This is a genomic window from Legionella pneumophila subsp. fraseri (assembly GCF_000586315.1).
Classification (GTDB): domain Bacteria; phylum Pseudomonadota; class Gammaproteobacteria; order Legionellales; family Legionellaceae; genus Legionella; species Legionella pneumophila_B.
Window position 1 is genome coordinate 186,408 of sequence record NZ_KK074225.1, and the last position, 18,699, is coordinate 205,106.

Below are 18,699 nucleotides of genomic sequence, written 5' to 3' on the forward strand. Positions count from 1 at the left end.
AGGTAAAAAAATGCTTCATAACATTGGCATACTAATTTGGATTATCATTAAAATTCTTGTGATAGTTGTTCCTTTACTGATTTCCGTGGCCTACCTAACCTATGCGGAGCGTAAAGTGATTGGTTATATTCAAGTCCGTATCGGTCCGAACAGGGTCGGTTTAAAAGGCTTGCTACAGCCGTTTGCTGATCTACTGAAATTAATAACCAAGGAAATCATAGTTCCTACGCGATCAAATAAATACCTTTTTGTTATTGCACCGCTTTTTGCTTTGGTACCATCATTGGTAGGTTGGGCGGTAATCCCTTTTCAAGAGGGCGTTGTCCTGGCAAATATTAACGCAGGTGTCTTATACTTGTTTGCTATGAGTTCGTTGGGGGTATATGGCGTTCTTATTGCAGGATGGGCATCCAATTCCAAATATGCGATGTTTGGTGCGTTGCGTAGCACCGCTCAAACAGTCTCTTATGAAATCGCCATGGGATTTGCTCTGGTTGGAGTACTCTTGGCAGCAGGAAGCATGAACTTGACTGATATTGTTAATTCTCAAAAGGGTGGAATGCTGCATTGGTGGTTTATTCCCTTGCTTCCTTTATTCCTGGTTTTCTGGATCGCGGGTATTGCAGAAACTAACAGAGCTCCTTTTGATTTAGCAGAAGGTGAATCAGAAATTGTTGCCGGTTTCCACGTTGAATATTCTGGCATAGGGTTCGCTTTATTTTTCCTCTCCGAATACGCCAGTATGATCCTAATTTCAACAGTTTTGGCAATTCTGTTTATGGGTGGATGGTTATCACCTTTCGAAGGCATTACGTTTCTGGATCAAATCTTTTTTGTAATACCCGGGTTTGTTTGGTTACTTCTAAAAATTAGTTTCTTTCTTTTTGTGTATTTGTGGGTAAGGGCTACTTTCCCCCGATATCGTTATGACCAGCTTATGCGTTTAGGCTGGAAGGTACTTATCCCTGTTACTATAGTTTGGTTAATAGTAACCTCCTTCATGGTGGTTGCTCATGTCAAGCCATGGTTTTGACGGTTAGAAGAGAAGCCGATGAAAAAAGTATATCATTATGTAATTCACTATGTTCGTACCTACTTACTGTTAGAGTTACTAGCCGGTTTATGGCTAACGGTAAAGTATTTTTTCAGGAAAAAAATAACAATTCAGTTTCCTGAAGAACAAACGCCACTTTCTCCTAGATTCAGGGGTCTTTTGGCATTACGCCGTTACCCCAATGGTGAGGAACGCTGCATAGCATGCAAATTATGTGAAGCTGTTTGCCCGGCATTGGCTATTACAATTGAATCAGAGCAAAGAGAAGATGGATCACGCCGTACTACCCGGTATGATATTGATATGTTTAAATGCATTAATTGTGGATTATGCGAAGAATCCTGCCCGGTTGATTCGATCGTTGTTACTCCAATTCATCACTACCATATCAGCGAACGTGGTCAAAATATTATGACAAAAGAGAAGCTTTTGGCAGTGGGCGATTTGATGGAAACACAACTCGCAGCCGACAGAGCTGCTGATGAAAAATACCGTTGATGGGGTGATTTATGCATGAATGGATAATCCAAGCAATTTTTTACATCTTTGCATTATTGACCGTATTATCGGCATTAATGGTAATAAGCCAAAACAATCCGGTTCGTTGTGTTTTGTTTTTGGTACTCACTTTTTTTACCAGTGCGGTTTTATGGATTTTAGCTGAGGCAGAATTTTTAGCATTAATCCTTATCCTGGTATATGTTGGCGCTGTCATGACTTTGTTTCTGTTTGTCGTCATGATGTTAAATATTGACGTTGAAAGCATGAAAAGTCATTTAATTAAATATCTACCGTTTGGCTTAATCATAGTTGCTTTATTGACTGGTTTATTAATGGTAGCTATTCCTAAAGATTTATTTAAAAACAGTGTGCAAATTCAAGAGAAGCCTATGAGTGTTAACTCACAATTAATGGCTTTATCCACTCAAGATGAGCTGGTTTCGCCTGAAAATGCTACATCGAACACAGAAAAATTAGGAATGGTTCTTTATACTGATTATTTTCTTGCCTTTGAAATAGCTGCGGTCATTTTACTGGTAGCGATAGTGTCTGCGATTACCTTGGTGCATAGAGGTGCTATCAGGTCAAAACGACAAGATATCACGCAACAAATTATGACTCGAAGGGCAGAGCGTGTGAAATTGATCAGTATGAAACCAGAGAAATAGTTATTGGGGAATTCTTGATGATACCTGTTTATGATTATTTAGTATTAGGGGTGATTTTATTCGGTTTGAGCCTTGTTGGTATCATGCTCAATCGTAAAAATATCATTTTATTACTTGTTTGTGTTGAGTTGATGTTATTGGCTGTGAATACCAATTTTATTGCATTTTCTCATTACTACAATGAAGTAGGTGGACAGGTATTTGTCTTTTTCATTTTAACTGTAGCTGCCGCAGAAGCAGCAATAGGTTTGGCCATAGTCATGTTGCTTTATAGGAACAGAGGCAATATTGATGTTGATAAAATGAATCATTTAAAAGGTTAAAATCGTGAGTATTCAACAAGTCTGCTTAGTAATCGTTTTGACTCCCCTTATTGGTTCTGCTATAGCAGGATTTTTTAGAAATCAGATTGGTCGAGTCGGGGCTCATACAGTAACTATTTTAGGCGTAGCTATTTCTTTAATATTTTCAATTTTTCTTGCATGGGGTTTATTTTCTGGTTCAATTCCAAATACAAATAGCCTTGTTTATCACTGGGCTAGTGGGGGAGCATTAATTCCCTACGAATTTAATATTGGCTTTTTAATAGACCCCTTAAGTGTGGTCATGTTGGTCATAGTTAATTTTGTTTCTTTACTAGTCCACGTTTACAGTATTGGATACATGGCTGATGATGATGGTTATCAACGATTTTTCAGTTATATCTCTTTATTTACATTTATGATGCTCATGTTAGTGAGTGCAAACAACTTTCTGCAGTTATTTTTTGGCTGGGAAGGAGTTGGACTCGTTTCTTATTTATTAATCGGATTTTGGTATCAAAAGGAATCTGCAATAGAGGGTAGTCTGAAAGCATTTCTTGTAAACCGTGTAGGAGACTTTGGATTTGTATTGGGGATAGGGTTAATTTTTGCTTATACTGGAAGTCTTGATTATGAAAAAGTATTTAGCAGTGCAAATTACCTGGCAAGTCAAAATATAGAGTTATTTAGCGGTTACTCCTGGTCATTGATTACCGTTATTTGTCTGCTGCTTTTTGTTGGTGCCATGGGCAAATCGGCACAAGTGCCACTGCACATTTGGTTACCTGAGTCAATGGAAGGTCCAACACCTATTTCAGCACTTATCCATGCGGCAACAATGGTGACGGCCGGTGTCTTTATGGTCGCTCGCATTTCTCCTTTAATTGAGTTGTCTACTGCAGCACTTAGCACAGTATTGGTAATTGGTGCAACAGGCGCATTGTTTACCGGAATATTGGCTTTAGTTATGAACGATATAAAACGAGTGGTGGCTTATTCCACTTTATCGCAGCTAGGTTATATGATGGTTGCAATGGGTGCTTCAGCCTATAGTGCCGGTATGTTTCATTTATTGACTCATGCTTGCTTTAAAGCACTATTGTTTCTTGGTGCTGGTTCAGTCATTATTGGCATGCATCACGAACAAGATATGCGAAAAATGGGTGGATTATGGAATAAAATGCCGATTACCTATGTCACCTATGTCATAGGCAGCCTGGCATTATGTGCTTTCCCTCCTTTTGCCGGTTTCTATTCGAAGGACACCATTATTGAAGCAGCACAACTTTCGCAGATACCTGGTAGCAGTTACGCATACTTCTGCGTGACTGCGGGTGCTATGGTTACAGCTCTATACACGTTCAGATCCTTGTTCATGACATTTCATGGCAAGCCACGTATGGATGAACATACCTTAAGTCATCTTCATGAATCTCCATGGGTAGTATGGTTACCATTAGTATTACTGGCTATCCCATCCATAGTTTTAGGTTATGTGCTTTACATGCCCATTCTATTTGATACACCAAACCTCTTAGGCTCATCAATTTTTGTTTTACCTGAGCATAATGTATTAGCAGAACTTGCGCATGAAGTGACATCACCGCTTGCAAGTGCAGTTCACTCGATTTATTCCTTGCCATTTTGGATTACTGTACTGGGAGCTGTGATTGCCTGGGTTTGCTATATCGCCGTTCCATCTATTCCTGGCTATTTGGCTAGATATTTTTCAATCATTTATTCCATTTTACTCAATAAATACGGGTTTGATCGCTTTAACGAGCTGTTTTTTGTAAAAGGAGCCAGAGGATTAGGTGTTGCTTTTTACAAAATTGGTGATCAGAAATTAATCGATGGTGCAGTAGTCAATGGTAGTGGACGCTTGGTTCGCTGGTTTTCTGGAAAAGGGCGAAAGATACAAAGCGGGTACATTTATCATTATGCGACAGTAATGGTGTTTGGATTACTGGCTTTTTTATGCTGGTTAATCCTGGACTGAAGATAAGGTGAAGGTATGCATTATTTGCTCAATTTATTAATTTGGTTACCGATACTAGGTGGCGTTTTTGTTTTGTTGACCGGAGATGATAAAAATCCGAATGTATCGCGTTATTTAACATTATTCACCATACTTCTGTGTTTAGTGCTCTGCATACCTTTAGTTAAAGGATTTGATCTGCAATCTTTTGGCATGCAGTTTATTGAGGAAATTCCCTGGATGCCGGCACTGGGTATTAATTATACTCTTGGTATTGATGGCTTATCTTTACTTTTAATCGTTTTAACAATTTTTACTAATTTAATAGTGATTTTGGCTACATGGGACAGCATTAGTAAAAGAGTTTCCCAATATTTATCAGCGTTTTTAATTATGCAAGGGCTGCTGGTTGGTGTATTTTCTGCCATGGATGCCATTGTATTTTATATTTTCTGGGAAGCAACCTTGATCCCAATGTATCTTATTATAGGTATCTGGGGTTCTGATAATCGAGTTTATGCAGCAATAAAATTTTTCTTATATACTTTTTTAGGCTCGGTTCTTATGCTGGCCAGCTTCTTATATATGGGCTACATTGCGGGTTCATTTAAGATTGAAACCTTTTATGCTATTAAATTAAGCATGACTGCACAGACATTAATTTTTATTGCTTTTTTCTTAGGTTTTGCAATAAAAATACCAATGTTTCCAGTTCATACCTGGTTGCCAGATGCTCATACTGAAGCACCTGCGGGTGGTTCTGTCGTTTTAGCGGCAATTTTGCTAAAACTCGGTGCTTATGGGTTTATCCGTTTTTCTCTGCCGATAGTACCCGATGCTTGCAGTAAGTATGCCCCTTTGATGATTGCATTGTCCTTGATTGCAGTAGTTTATATAGGTTTAATCGCTATTGTTCAGAAGGATATGAAAAAACTAATTGCCTATTCTTCAATTTCACACATGGGGTTTGTAACCTTGGGTTGTTTCGCTATCTTTGCAATTGCACGTCATGCAGGATTAAGCAATGCCGGATTAATCCTTGAGGGAGCAATTGTCGTCATGATATCGCATGCTTTTGTCTCAAGCGCAATGTTTGCTGGTGTTGGATTTATATATGATCGTATGCATACAAGGTTGCTTGCAGACTTTGGTGGAATAGTAAATACCATGCCCATATTCGCTTCTTTTTTTATGCTCTTTGCTATGGCGAATGCCGGCTTGCCAGGAACATCAGGATTTGTCGGTGAGTTTATGGTGATATTAGGTAGCATAAAGGCGGGTTTTTGGGTTGCTTTTTGGGCGGCAACTACATTGATTATTGGAGCGGCATATACGCTATGGATGTATAAAAGAGTGATCTTTGGACCTATAGCCAATGAAAAAGTAGCAGCTCTAAAAGATATATCAGGCTTTGAATTAAGTGCTTATGTATTACTTGCAATAATGGTCATTGCTCTAGGAGTGTATCCAAAACCCATGTTAGAGTTTGTGCATCAAACTGTAAGTCATACTTTGGCATTAGCTGATAAATCTAAACTCTAACAAAGAACTACGATAGCGTTAAATTGTAATCGAGTTCCTTAGCAAGGTTAAATATGATGACATTACTAGAAAATATCCATGTAGCAATACCAGAAATGATTATTTTAATTACTGCGTGCTTGGCATTGCTTGCTGACTTGTTCTTTCGTCATAAATTCAAATCCATTGCATTTTATATTTCTTGTATAGGAATTTTAGTATCAGCGTTGGTAAGCTTCCTTTTTATAGGAAGCTACAAGATATTTATATTCAACAAGTTATTTATAAGCGATGATATCAGTCATTTAATGAAACTGTTTATTGATATCACAGTACTATTAAGTTTTATCTATTCCCAAAACTACCTGGATGAACGCCAAATGCCTTCTGGTGATTATTATGTTCTGGGATTATTTTCAACACTAGGCATGATGACTCTTGTCTCAGCACACTCTCTGTTGACTCTTTATCTGGGCTTGGAATTAATGTCGTTGCCTTTGTATGCAATGACTGCTATCCGCCGAACTGATAGTGATGCCTCTGAAGCAGCAATGAAGTATTTTGTAATGGGAGCTATTGCCTCAGGCATGCTGTTGTATGGTATATCTTTGGTATACGGTGCAACTGGCAAACTTGATTTGTTAGATATTGCTAATGCGGTTGCTGTAAATTGGCAGCAACAAAACACACTGTTTGCTTTTGCAATGGTATTTATACTGGCAGGAGTCGGATTTAAACTGGCTGCAGTTCCTTTTCATATGTGGGCTCCAGACGTCTATCAAGGAGCACCAAGCTCTGTAACACTGTTTATTAGTACAGCACCCAAGATTGCAGCATTAGGGATGGCACTACGATTTTTGACTATTGGATTAGTCGATATCACCGTTCAATGGCAGCAAATTATTTTAGTAATGTCACTGCTTTCTACCGGTATAGGTAATTTATTAGCTGTTATTCAAACCAGGATCAAACGCTTGTTAGCTTATTCTGCAATTTCTCATATAGGGTATGCTTTATTTGGGGTTTTAGCTGCCAGTTCTGCTGGTTATGCAGCCGCTCTATATTATATTTTGATCTATGCTGTTATGTCAGCAGCAGGTTTTGGCTTAATTGTATTGATGTCAAATCATGGAATGGAAATTGATAGTATTGATGACTTAAAGGGTTTAAATAAAAGAAATCCATGGTTAGCGTTTATGATGCTATTAGTCATGTTTTCAATGGCGGGTGTGCCCCCAACGGTTGGTTTCTTTACAAAATTGTTGGTTTTGAAGGCATTAGTAGACGCGCATATGACTTGGTTAGCTGTAGTAGGTTTGCTATTTACAGTGATAGGGGCTTATTATTATTTGCGGATTGTTAAAATTATGTATTTTGATCAACCAGAAAATGAAGATATAGTAAGGATTAGTACAGGCAATACCATAGTTTACTCACTTAATTGCCTCTCTTTGCTGTATTTAGGTATTTTCCCAGGCGCACTAATTGCCGCATGTATTAATGCATTTGCAAATTAATTTACAAACTTTAGCAAAAGTACTTGCTTAGGGTCCCAAGTATCAGTATACTTGCCCTCAGTTGACGCGGGGTGGAGCAGCCTGGTAGCTCGTCGGGCTCATAACCCGAAGGTCGTAGGTTCAAATCCTGCCCCCGCTACCAATTTTATAAAACCCCATCATTGGGGTTTTTTATTATGTTGACTCGGATACTGTCTAAATCTAAGTCAGTTACCAGGCTTGGGCGAGTGCGCCCTTTTTTTGTTTATACATACTATGATAAATGATGACTTGATAGTGCTTTTAGAGCCTATAATTAAAAATATGGGTTATGAACTTTGGGGTTGTGAATATCTTTCCCAAGGGAAACACTCATTATTAAGAATTTATATAGATAAACCAGATGGAATAGGAATCGATGACTGTCAAGAAGTGAGTAAACAAGTCAGTGCTTTGCTTGATGTTGAAGACCCTATTCCAGGGCACTATAGTTTAGAAATATCCTCTCCTGGGATACCCCGGCCACTGTTTAGCATCTGGCAATATCAGCGTTACATTGGTTATGAAATTCATATAAAAACTTTTAAGCCAGTAAATGGGAAACGAAAATTATCAGGTATTATTGTTTCAGCATCAGAAGATACAATAGTATTGAATATTAATAATGAACATCAAGAAATACTTTTATCAAATATTGTGAAAGCAAATTTGACAGTCTAGAGAGGCGAAGAATGAGCAAAGAATTGTTATTAGTTGCTGAGGCATTATCAAACGAAAGAGGCGTTAGTAAAGACGTTATTATACTTGCCATTCAGGCTGCACTGGAATCTGCAACTCGAAAGATTCTTGGTTTGGATATAGGTGTGCGCATCAAAATAGATTCTAAAACAGGTGACTATGAAACCTTTAGGTACTGGGATGTAGTGAACGAAGATGAATTAGAGTTTCCAGATCGCCAATTGTCGCTGGAGCAAGCAAAAGAGCGGAATCCCTCAGTTGCTGTTGGCGATCGAATTGAAGAAATTATTCCTTCCATAGAATTTGGAAGAATAGAAGCGCAAACGGCGCGGCAAGTTATTATGCAAAAAGTGCGAGAAGCGGAGCGTGAATTGATCATAGACCAATTCCGCAGCAAACTTGGGCAGCTAATCTATGGAACTGTTAAAAAAGTAACTCGTGATAATGTGATCATTGATTTAGGTGGCAAAGCAGAAGCTTTCTTGCCTCGGTCTGAAATGTTACCCCATGAAATGTTTCGTCCCAATGACAGAGTTCGGGCCTATTTATATGAAATCACGCCACAAGCAAGAGGACCGCAATTGTTCGTGAGCAGAACTCGAAATGAAATGCTCATTGAATTATTCCGTATTGAAGTTCCAGAAATTGGTGAAAACATAATTGATATCAAAGCTGCAGCGCGTGATCCGGGAAATAGAGCAAAAATTGCGGTTAAAACAAATGATGGACGTATTGACCCTATCGGTGCTTGTGTTGGTATGCGTGGGGCAAGGGTTCAAGCAGTTTCAAGTGAGTTAGGTGGTGAGCGAGTTGATATCATTTTATGGGATGATAATCCTGCTCAATTAGTCATAAATGCTATGGCTCCAGCTGATATCACATCTATTGTTGTGGATGAAGACACACATACTATGGATTTAGCAGTAACGAAAGAACAGTTATCACAAGCAATTGGTCGAAATGGACAAAATGTTCGTTTAGCTAGCCAACTGACCGGCTGGACATTGAATGTCATGACAACGGAAGAGTTTGAAAGCAAGAATCAAGAGGAATCAAGTAAAATAGTTAATCTGTTTACCGGGGCGTTAGAAATTGATGAGGAAATAGCGTCATTATTGGTAGCTCACGGATTTTCTTCTCTCGAAGAAGTAGCTTATGTTCCCAAGGAAGAATTGCTCGCTATTGAAGAATTTGATGAAGAGATAGTTGAAGAGTTAAGAAACAGAGCAAATGATAAGCTGTTGGAGATGGCACTGTCATCGGGCAAAGGCTTATCTGGTACTCCAGACGATTCACTTCTCAGTATGGAAGGTATGACAGAGGATTTGGCAAATAAATTAGCAAGTAAAGGAATTACGACAATGGAAGATCTTGCAGAACAATCTGTAGATGAATTAATGGAAATTGAAGGGATTACTGAAGAAAAGGCGGGTGCTTTAATTATGAAAGCAAGAGAACCATGGTTTCAATAAACTATGGCTATCGAAAATTGACCAATACGATGCTAGATGCATTTTAAATATATTCAGCTTTATAAAAAGTTGCTGAGAGGGGATTAAATATGGCGGATGTGACGGTTAAACAATTAGCTCAAGTCGTTGGTATCCCGGTTGAGCGCTTATTGAACCAGTTACAGGAAGCAGGATTATCTTTTACTGATGATCAACAGACTGTGAATGAAGAACAAAAGAGGATCTTGCTTAATCATTTAAAAGGTAGCTCCAGCCGTGATATTAATGCTGCGCCTGAAAGAATAACTTTAAGACGTAAAAGCATGTCTCAAGTCACTGTTGGGCATGATATGCATAGTGGAAAAACAGTTAATATTGAGGTTAGGAAGAAAAAAACTTTCATAAAAAGAAGTGCAATTCCCGAACAGCCTGAGATAGAGGAGCCTGTAGCTCCACCTGTTGTTGAAGAGACTGTCCATGAAGAAATCCCTGTAGTCAATGAAGTGTCTGCAGAAAATACCAAATTGAAAGAGACAGAAGAACATCAAGTTGCCGAACCTGTAGCAGAGATAGAAGAAACAATTAGCGAAGAGGAAAGCAGTGGCTTAGAGGAAGACACGGCAGAAAATCAGGAAGCATTAACCCATACAAGTTCCGATGTTTTAGAGAATGTAGTGGATGTATCCGAGGTTGTCATTCCTGTTTCCAAGAAAGAAGAAATTAAACCAGAGAAAGCAGGTAAAAAGAAACATCTGGAGCAAGCCGATTCTGACATTTCTGAATTTAAAAAAGGCAAGAAAAAACCTAAATATCATACTTTTGAATCCGATGATGAAGAACAAGAACTTCATCGCCGTGGTGGTCGGAGTAAATTTAAAAAGAAAAAGGGAACCGAGAAGTCTGATAAATACAGAGAAGCCGAAGAATCATTAACCCATGGGTTTGCATTACCTACTGCTCCAATAATCAGAGAAGTATTGATTCCTGAGACAATTACAGTAGCTGAACTGGCAAAACGAATGTCAGTAAAAGCAGCTGAAGTGATTAAGGTCATGATGTCTTTGGGGGCGATGGCAACAATTAATCAGGTCATTGATCAAGAAACGTCTGTAATCGTTGTAGAAGAAATGGGGCATAAACCGGTTATTATCAAAGAAGACGCTGTTGAAGCTGGTTTAGGCGAGGCCATTTCCAAAGGCACAAGAACTGAGGGTAGAGCCCCGGTTGTCACAATTATGGGACACGTTGACCATGGTAAAACCTCCTTACTAGACTATATTCGTCGAACCAAGGTTGCAGCTGGTGAAGCAGGCGGGATTACTCAACATATAGGTGCTTACCATGTCAGCACACCAAAAGGCAACATCACCTTTTTAGATACCCCAGGACATGCTGCATTTACTGCGATGAGAGCTCGCGGTGCCCAAGCAACTGATATAGTCATTTTGATCGTGGCAGCTGATGATGGTGTTAAGCCTCAGACTATTGAAGCGATACAGCATGCCAAAGCAGCCAAGGTTCCAATTATTGTTGCAATTAATAAAATGGATAAACCTGACGCTGATCCTGAACGAGTTATGAATGAACTATCAGTTCAAGAGGTTATTCCAGAGGCATGGGGTGGAGATACCATGTTTGTTAATATTTCAGCTAAATCGGGCATGGGTATAGATGATTTGCTGGATGCTATTTTATTGCAATCAGAAGTATTAGAGTTAAAGGCCGTGACTGATGGTGCTGCAAAAGGAGTTGTTATTGAATCCCGTCTGGATAAAGGACGAGGTCCTGTTGCAACTGTTCTAGTCCAAAGCGGAACGCTACATAAAGGCGATATTTTATTAGCTGGTTTTCAGTATGGGCGTGTACGTGCTTTGGTTAGCGATAATGGCGATTTGGTTGATAGCGCTGGCCCGTCCATTCCAGTGGAAGTCCTCGGATTATCGGCTATTCCTCATGCAGGAGATGAAGCAGTAGTTGTACCCGATGAGAAAAAGGCCAGAGAAGTCGCTTTGTTTAGACAAGGTAGGTTCCGTGATGTGAAATTGGCTAGACGTCAAAAAACCTCAATAGAAGGTATTATGGAAAATATGACGGCTACCGAATCCAAGGTCTTGAACATTGTCTTGAAAGCGGATGTTCAAGGGTCACTGGAGGCAATTTCTGATGCATTGACTAAATTATCAACAGATGAAGTCAAGGTCGAGGTGATATCTAGTGGTGTTGGTGGAATAACGGAATCCGATGTTCATTTGGCCATTGCTTCTAATGCCATTTTAATCGGATTTAATGTGAGAGCCGATGGCACAGCTAAACGCCTTGCAGAACAAGAATCCGTATCGATTCATTATTATAGTGTTATTTATGATATAGTAGATCAGATAAAAGGTGCTTTAACGGGTATGCTTGCACCGCAATTTAAAGAAGAAATCATTGGTATTGCTGAAGTTCGAGATGTATTCAAATCACCAAAAATCGGTGCTATTGCTGGATGCATGGTTATTGAAGGTGTTGTAAAGCGTAATAATCCAATACGTGTATTACGTTCAAATGTAGTGATTTATGAAGGTACATTAGAGTCATTAAGGCGATTTAAAGATGACGTACTAGAAGTAAGACAAGGTTTTGAATGCGGTATCGGAGTAAAAAATTACAATGATGTGAAACCTGGAGATTTAATCGAGGTTTTTGAGACAGTCGAAATTAAGCGTGACTTATAGAAAATGAGTAATAATTTTAAGCGAACTGACAGAATTGCCGAAATGATTCAGCGCAAATTAGCTTTGATCATTCCTCAGGAAATAAAAGATCCGCGTTTAAAGGGTTTTGTTACCATTTCAGCAGTCAAAGTGGCTGCCGATTTAGGTCACGCCAAAGTTTATTTTACCGTTCTTAATGAAGATAAATCAGTGGTTACCAATATCTTAAATGGGGCCGCCAGTTATTTGAGAAGTGCTCTGGCAAGAAGCATTACGCTACGTACTGTGCCTCAACTTCATTTTATTTATGATGAATCGATTGAGTATGGGCAACGGCTAAGTCGATTAATTGATGAAGTAAATCCCCCTGATTCCAATAGCGATGACAACAATTGAATCTCAGGGTTCCACAGATGGAATCCTGTTATTAAATAAACCAAAAGGAATAACGTCAAATACTGCTCTCCAAAAAGCCAAACGTTTGTTTGGCGCTAAAAAAGCTGGCCACACAGGCAGTTTAGATCCCCTAGCAACTGGCATGTTGCCTCTCTGTTTTGGAGAAGCAACTAAAATTTGCCAGTATCTCCTCAATGCGGATAAATGCTATGAAACAATTGGAAGGTTCGGCATTAAAACAAATACGGCTGATTGTACTGGTGAAGTGATTTTTTGCCTTGAAAATTATACTGTTAGCAATGAGGAGTTGATTGAAACTTTAGAAAGGTATAAGGGTAAAATCAAACAAATTCCATCCATGTTTTCCGCTTTAAAACACAAGGGCACTCCTTTGTATCGGTTTGCCAGAGAAGGGATAGAGATAGAGCGCAAGGCCAGAGAGATTTTAATCAACCACTTGCAGTTGGAGAAATTTGATGGTGAACATTTTTCATTCACTGTATCATGCAGCAAAGGAACCTATATACGCAATTTAGTAGAAGATATTGGTGATGAGTTGAAGGTAGGAGCTCACATGACCAAATTGCATAGGCTCTATACTGCGGGGTTTAAAAATAATCGAATGTACACCCTTGATGAATTGCAGGATATGTCTTTATCACAAAGGGTTGATTGCTTAATCCCAATAGACCAGGCTATTCAGCATTTAACACCAGTTATTCTTTCAGATTCTGAAGTAATAGCAATTCGCCAGGGCAAGATCATTTTAAATAAAACGGATACTGGGGAAGGAGAGCATTTGCGTCTCTATAGTGAGCACTCTCAATTTATTGGTATTGGCCAAGCTTTAATTCATGGTGACATTAAGGCAAAAAGGTTAATTTCTTTTGCATTATGATTGCAATTTTTGCAAAAATTACTGTCTATGCCGTAATAAGCATGAAATTTTTTACACAAATTAATATCCAGTACTTGTTTCATTTGACATGCCTTGGTAGAATGTCCGCCTTTAAAAGAATACTTAGCTGAGTTCCAGGAGTAAATAATGTCGCTAAATAGCGCGGAAAAAGCAGAAATTATTAATGAATACAAACGCGGTGATAAAGATACTGGTTCACCTGAAGTACAAGTTTCTTTAATTACCAGTCGCATTAAATATTTAACTGACCATTTTAAAGAAAACAAAAAAGATTTTCATTCGAGACGTGGCTTGCAAGAATTAGTTAACAAGCGCCGCAAGTTACTAAAATATTTGAAGCGTAATGATCAAGACCGCTATCAAACATTAATTCAAAATCTGGGATTGAGAGATTCCTATTGATTGATGGGATTGTTGTCTCTATGGGGACGCATCAAATAATAAATCAATTTTAGAATAAAAGGCGCAGCGTTCTGCGCCTTTTTTTCTTATATTTACTTAATGGGGAACATTACGTGGCAAAAATTACAAAAGAAATAGTATTCGGTAACCATAAATTAGTCTTGGAAACAGGTGAAGTAGCGCGACAGGCTGATGGTGCCGTAATGGCAAGCATGAATGGTACACAAGTGCTAGTGACTGTAGTTTGGAAAAAGGATGGTGGTGAAAGTAACGATTTTTTCCCATTAACAGTGAATTATCAAGAAAAGTTCTATGCAATAGGTAAAATTCCTGGTGGCTTTAACAAGCGCGAAGGACGACCATCTGATAATGAAACATTAATTTCACGGTTAATAGATAGACCGATCCGACCCTTATTCCCGGATAATTTTTTTAACGAAGTACAGATAATTGCTACTGTGCTATCCTTAAATCCCGAGGTATCTCCTGATATTATTGCTATGATTGGGGCTTCTGCTGCACTTTCAATTTCTGGTGTGCCGTTTAATGGTCCTATAGGCGCTGCTCGCGTAGGTTATAAAGATGGAATTTATCTGCTCAATCCAAGTAGAAAAGAACAAGAAGAGTCTGCGCTTGATTTGGTTATTGCCGGAACAAAAGATGCTATTTTGATGGTGGAATCAGAAGCACAGGAGTTAAGTGAAGACATCATGCGTGGCGCTATGTTATATGGCCATGAAATGATGAAAAGTGTTATAAAATCAATAGAAGAACTTGCCAGAGAAGTTGGTAAGGACAAACCTGAGTGGAAGGCACCTGAAATTGATACAGTACTAAAAACTAGAATCAATGATGTAGCAAGGAATGAAGTTGAAGCAGCTTACCTTATAAAAGACAAACAACAACGATATCAACGATTAGACGAACTGAGAGAGCAAACTGTTTCTGCTTTGCTGGCTGAAAACGATGAACTAAAAGCAGACGTTATTGCCAATATGTTTGGTGAGTTAGAGCGTTCTATAGTACGTAACCGTATTCTTGACGGTGAGCCTCGCATCGATGGGCGTGATCACAGAACAGTTAGACCTATTTCTATTCGTACCAAATTCCTGGAAAGAACTCACGGTTCCTGTTTGTTCACCAGAGGAGAAACCCAAGCTATTGTTGTCGCTACTTTGGGTAATGAGCGTGATGCACAGATATTGGACGGAATTAGTGGTGAAACCAGAGACCGATTTATGCTTCACTATAACTTCCCTCCTTATTCTGTCGGGGAAACAGGGCAAGTAGGTAGTCCTAAACGCCGTGAAATTGGGCATGGCCGTTTAGCCAAGCGTGCTTTAATGGCAGTACTGCCTGATACCAATGAGTTTCCCTATGTGTTACGGATTGTATCCGAGATTACTGAATCTAATGGTTCCAGTTCCATGGCTACTGTTTGTGGAACAAGTCTGGCATTGATGGACGCTGGAGTACCTTTAAAAGCGCCAGTTGCTGGTGTGGCCATGGGCTTAATCAAGGAAGGCGAACGTTATGCTGTATTAACAGACATATTGGGTGATGAAGATCATTTAGGTGATATGGATTTTAAAGTAGCAGGTACAGAAAAAGGGATTACTGCTTTGCAGATGGATATCAAGATTTCCGGGATTACCAAAGAAATTATGGAACAGGCTCTGGAGCAAGCTTTAGAAGGTCGTATCCATATTCTTGGCGTCATGAACAATGCTCTTGCTGAGCATAGAACTGAATTATCTCAGCACGCTCCAAGAATTACTACCATGAAAGTTGCTGAAGATAAAATCCGCACAATTATTGGCAAAGGTGGAGCAACAATTAAAGGACTTATTGAAAGCACAGGCGTGTCCATAGATATTGATGATTCAGGGGTTATCCAGTTATTTTCTCCAGATAAGATGGCTTTGGAAGAGGCGCAAAAACAAATTAAAGCTCTAATTGCTGAAATTGAAGTGGGTCAGACTTATCAAGGAAAGGTAAGCAAGATAGTTGACTTCGGAGCTTTTATCAATTTACTGCCTGGTAAAGATGGGTTACTGCACATTTCACAAATATGTGCCGACAGAACACAAAAAGTTGAAGAGGTGTTGCAAGAAGGTCAGGAAATTGAAGTCTTTGTTGCGGGGATCGATAAACAAGGACGAGTGAAACTGGAGTGGAAGGACAAACCGCAAGCTGAAGCCAAAGAGAGCGAAGATGCTCCGGTATCTGCTACATTCCTTACGATGGAAGAGCAATCTGAAGAAATTAATTCAGATAATAAAATCTCTGAAGAAGAGGAATGATAAAACTGTAGTATTTAAAATTTTATTCATTATAAACTCGCAGGAGGCAAGACCTTTTTGCGAGTTTTAATTGAGTAATTATCATTTGTGTAAATGGGAACACAAATTATGAACTCTAAATAGAGTTTAAACATGAAACGATTCTCTTTTTTTTCTCTTTTATTAATAAGTTCTACTGGCTTAGGGCAAGACTTGCCTTTGAATCTTTTAAAATATCCCGCTGGATTTACTGTGAGTATTTACGCGCGGCCTGTTGTTGATGCTCGAGAAATGGCATTAGGCAGTAAAGATATTGTTTTTGTAGGTTCAAGAAATGCCGGGAAAGTATATGCTGTTATCCCTGACAAAAAAAACTCTCATGGTACTCGCGTTTTAACCATAGCTTCTGGATTGAATATGCCAAATGGTGTTGCCTTTCATCAGGGTTCACTTTATGTGGCTGAGGTTGGGCGTATTTTGCGCTTTGATAATATTGAATCTAATCTGAATAACCCTCCTAAACCAACTGTGGTTACTACAAAATTACCGAAGGAAAAAGCTCATGGTTGGCGTTTTATTAGTTTTGGACCAGATGGCAGGCTTTATATAGGAGTTGGTGCTCCTTGTAATGTCTGTTTAATGGACGATCCGCATTATGCTACTATTATGATAATGGAAGCTAATGGGCAAAATCTAGAAGTCTATGCTAAAGGAATACGTAATACAGTGGGATTTGATTGGGATCCCATTCATCACAATCTTTGGTTTACGGACAATGGGCGTGACTGGTTGGGGGATGATTTGCCTCCAGATGAACTCAATGTAGCTCCGAGAAAAGGCATGGATTTTGGTTTTCCTTATTGCTATGGTAAAAGCACAGCGGATCCTGTTTATGGCAAATTACATTCTTGTTCCGAGTTTACTCCCCCTGTTTATGAATTCCCAGCGCATGTTGCTCCTCTTGGTATGTCATTTTATACAGGTAAATTGTTTCCTTCTAATTATTGGGGACAAATTTTTATTAGTGAACACGGTTCCTGGAATCGTAGTCATAAGATAGGGTACCAAGTTATTACAGCAAAGATTAAGAATAATCATGTAACAGAGGTTAAACCGTTTATCAGTGGGTGGTTACAGGGTGAAAAAGCATGGGGAAGACCAGTCGATACGCTTGTTATGCCGGATGGGGCACTATTAATCTCTGATGATTATGCTAATGTAATATATCGGGTTAGTTATCAGCAATAAATGGATCAATTATTTTATTATAGGCAGGGATAAAGCCCCTACCTATTTATTATCTGTATTAACGAATTAAATTTAAGAATTCTAAACGGCAACTTGAATTATTGCGCATTTCACCAAGCATAACCGAAGTGGTCATGACCGAATTTTGTTTTTCAACCCCACGCATCATCATGCAAAGATGTTTTGCTTCAATTACTACAGCAACACCGCGAGCTCCGGTAATGGATTCAATACAATGAGCAATTTCGCCCGTCAATCGTTCTTGAATTTGTAGTCTCCTTGCATAAAAATCAACAATACGAGCAATTTTAGACAAACCTATTACTTTGCCATCAGGTAAATATCCAACATGGCATTTACCCAAAAAAGGTAATAAGTGATGTTCGCATAATGAGTATAGTTCTATGTCCTTGACGATAACCATTTCACTCATGTCAGAATCAAACAGAGCGCCGTTAATGATTTCATCAAGGTTCTCATTGTAACCTTTAGTTAAATAACGTAAGGCATTAGCTGCTCGTCCAGGAGTATCCTTTAGTCCTTCACGATTTATATCTTCGCCTAATTCTTTAAGCAAACTTGAGTATAATTTTTCCATAGCAAGAATTCCTAACCTGGCGGCCAAGTCATTTGACGCCCGCCAAGTAAATGTAAATGAATGTGGTAAACTTCCTGCCCCCCACCAGAATTAACATTAAAAACCAATCGATAACCCATTTCACTTAGCCCTTCAGCCTGTGCTAATTTTTTTGCTCTTATTAGAATATTAGCAAGAAGTTCGCCATCATCATCGTTTACATCATTAATAGTTGCAATATGCCTTTTGGGTATAATCAATAAATGTGTTGGTGCTTGAGGTCTAATATCGCGAAAAGCCATTATATTTTTGTCTTCAAAAACTATTGTTGCAGGGATTTCACCTTGGACAATTTTGCAAAACAAACAATTCATAGGTCATCCGATGGTTCGATTCAAAATACTATTATACATTTCATTTATTATATTGCGAACGCTTGTCTTTGCCTTTTGATGTGATTTTTCGCATAA

At 38.9% G+C, this 18,699-nt stretch carries 17 protein-coding genes and 1 tRNA gene; 16 read left to right on the forward strand and 2 right to left on the reverse strand.

Annotated elements, in window-relative coordinates; translation table 11 throughout:
* The first annotated feature begins 10 nt into the window (after positions 1 to 10).
* The 16 genes from nuoH to CC34_RS0112505 all read left to right on the forward strand — a co-directional run bounded on the left by nuoH (position 11) and on the right by CC34_RS0112505 (position 17,652).
* On the forward strand, positions 11 to 1,033 hold the full coding sequence (gene nuoH, locus CC34_RS0112430) for an NADH-quinone oxidoreductase subunit NuoH (RefSeq protein WP_028379596.1): 1,023 nt from the start codon (positions 11 to 13) through the stop codon (positions 1,031 to 1,033).
* Between the two features lie 18 nt (positions 1,034 to 1,051).
* On the forward strand, positions 1,052 to 1,552 hold the full coding sequence (gene nuoI / locus CC34_RS0112435; RefSeq protein WP_027222911.1) for an NADH-quinone oxidoreductase subunit NuoI: 501 nt from the start codon (positions 1,052 to 1,054) through the stop codon (positions 1,550 to 1,552).
* A gap of 11 nt (positions 1,553 to 1,563) precedes the next feature.
* Complete coding sequence (locus tag CC34_RS0112440) at positions 1,564 to 2,223, forward strand: NADH-quinone oxidoreductase subunit J (protein WP_027228783.1); 660 nt, start codon at positions 1,564 to 1,566, stop codon at positions 2,221 to 2,223.
* 17 nt (positions 2,224 to 2,240) lie between these two features.
* Positions 2,241 to 2,546, forward strand: coding sequence for an NADH-quinone oxidoreductase subunit NuoK (gene nuoK / locus CC34_RS0112445; RefSeq protein ID WP_010948468.1), 306 nt, complete (start codon positions 2,241 to 2,243; stop codon positions 2,544 to 2,546).
* Positions 2,547 to 2,550: 4 nt separating this feature from the next.
* On the forward strand, positions 2,551 to 4,524 hold the full coding sequence (nuoL, locus tag CC34_RS0112450) for an NADH-quinone oxidoreductase subunit L (RefSeq protein WP_027228784.1): 1,974 nt from the start codon (positions 2,551 to 2,553) through the stop codon (positions 4,522 to 4,524).
* Between the two features lie 15 nt (positions 4,525 to 4,539).
* A complete protein-coding gene (locus CC34_RS0112455) occupies positions 4,540 to 6,045 on the forward strand; it encodes a complex I subunit 4 family protein (protein WP_028379028.1) in 1,506 nt (501 codons plus the stop codon).
* Positions 6,046 to 6,098: 53 nt separating this feature from the next.
* Positions 6,099 to 7,541 carry an NADH-quinone oxidoreductase subunit NuoN gene (gene nuoN / locus CC34_RS0112460; protein WP_028379029.1) on the forward strand — a complete coding sequence of 481 codons (1,443 nt, stop codon included), beginning with the start codon at positions 6,099 to 6,101 and terminating at the stop codon, positions 7,539 to 7,541.
* A 65-nt stretch (positions 7,542 to 7,606) separates the two neighbouring features.
* Positions 7,607 to 7,683, forward strand: a tRNA-Met gene (locus tag CC34_RS0112465).
* Between the two features lie 113 nt (positions 7,684 to 7,796).
* On the forward strand, positions 7,797 to 8,240 hold the full coding sequence (gene rimP, locus CC34_RS0112470; RefSeq protein ID WP_027222905.1) for a ribosome maturation factor RimP: 444 nt from the start codon (positions 7,797 to 7,799) through the stop codon (positions 8,238 to 8,240).
* A gap of 11 nt (positions 8,241 to 8,251) precedes the next feature.
* On the forward strand, positions 8,252 to 9,730 hold the full coding sequence (gene nusA, locus CC34_RS0112475) for a transcription termination factor NusA (protein ID WP_027228787.1): 1,479 nt from the start codon (positions 8,252 to 8,254) through the stop codon (positions 9,728 to 9,730).
* 89 nt (positions 9,731 to 9,819) lie between these two features.
* Positions 9,820 to 12,426: a translation initiation factor IF-2 gene (gene infB, locus CC34_RS0112480; protein WP_027228788.1), complete on the forward strand. Its 2,607-nt coding sequence runs from the start codon at positions 9,820 to 9,822 to the stop codon at positions 12,424 to 12,426.
* Between the two features lie 3 nt (positions 12,427 to 12,429).
* On the forward strand, positions 12,430 to 12,801 hold the full coding sequence (rbfA, locus tag CC34_RS0112485; RefSeq protein WP_027222902.1) for a 30S ribosome-binding factor RbfA: 372 nt from the start codon (positions 12,430 to 12,432) through the stop codon (positions 12,799 to 12,801).
* Positions 12,788 to 13,699 (forward strand): tRNA pseudouridine(55) synthase TruB, encoded by a 912-nt coding sequence (truB, locus tag CC34_RS0112490; RefSeq protein WP_027228789.1) that lies wholly within the window; start codon positions 12,788 to 12,790, stop codon positions 13,697 to 13,699. The genes rbfA and truB overlap by 14 nt, the downstream gene beginning before the upstream one ends.
* Before the next feature lie 147 nt (positions 13,700 to 13,846).
* Positions 13,847 to 14,122, forward strand: coding sequence for a 30S ribosomal protein S15 (gene rpsO, locus CC34_RS0112495; protein ID WP_010948459.1), 276 nt, complete (start codon positions 13,847 to 13,849; stop codon positions 14,120 to 14,122).
* A gap of 113 nt (positions 14,123 to 14,235) precedes the next feature.
* On the forward strand, positions 14,236 to 16,425 hold the full coding sequence (gene pnp, locus CC34_RS0112500; RefSeq protein WP_027228790.1) for a polyribonucleotide nucleotidyltransferase: 2,190 nt from the start codon (positions 14,236 to 14,238) through the stop codon (positions 16,423 to 16,425).
* Between the two features lie 132 nt (positions 16,426 to 16,557).
* A complete protein-coding gene (locus CC34_RS0112505; RefSeq protein ID WP_027228791.1) occupies positions 16,558 to 17,652 on the forward strand; it encodes a PQQ-dependent sugar dehydrogenase in 1,095 nt (364 codons plus the stop codon).
* A gap of 58 nt (positions 17,653 to 17,710) precedes the next feature.
* On the opposite strand, the gene folE is transcribed toward CC34_RS0112505, so the two are convergent.
* A complete protein-coding gene (gene folE, locus CC34_RS0112510; RefSeq protein ID WP_027228792.1) occupies positions 17,711 to 18,250 on the reverse strand; it encodes a GTP cyclohydrolase I FolE in 540 nt (179 codons plus the stop codon).
* 11 nt (positions 18,251 to 18,261) lie between these two features.
* Positions 18,262 to 18,603 (reverse strand): histidine triad nucleotide-binding protein, encoded by a 342-nt coding sequence (locus CC34_RS0112515; RefSeq protein ID WP_027228793.1) that lies wholly within the window; start codon positions 18,601 to 18,603, stop codon positions 18,262 to 18,264.
* Positions 18,604 to 18,699 lie beyond the last annotated feature (96 nt).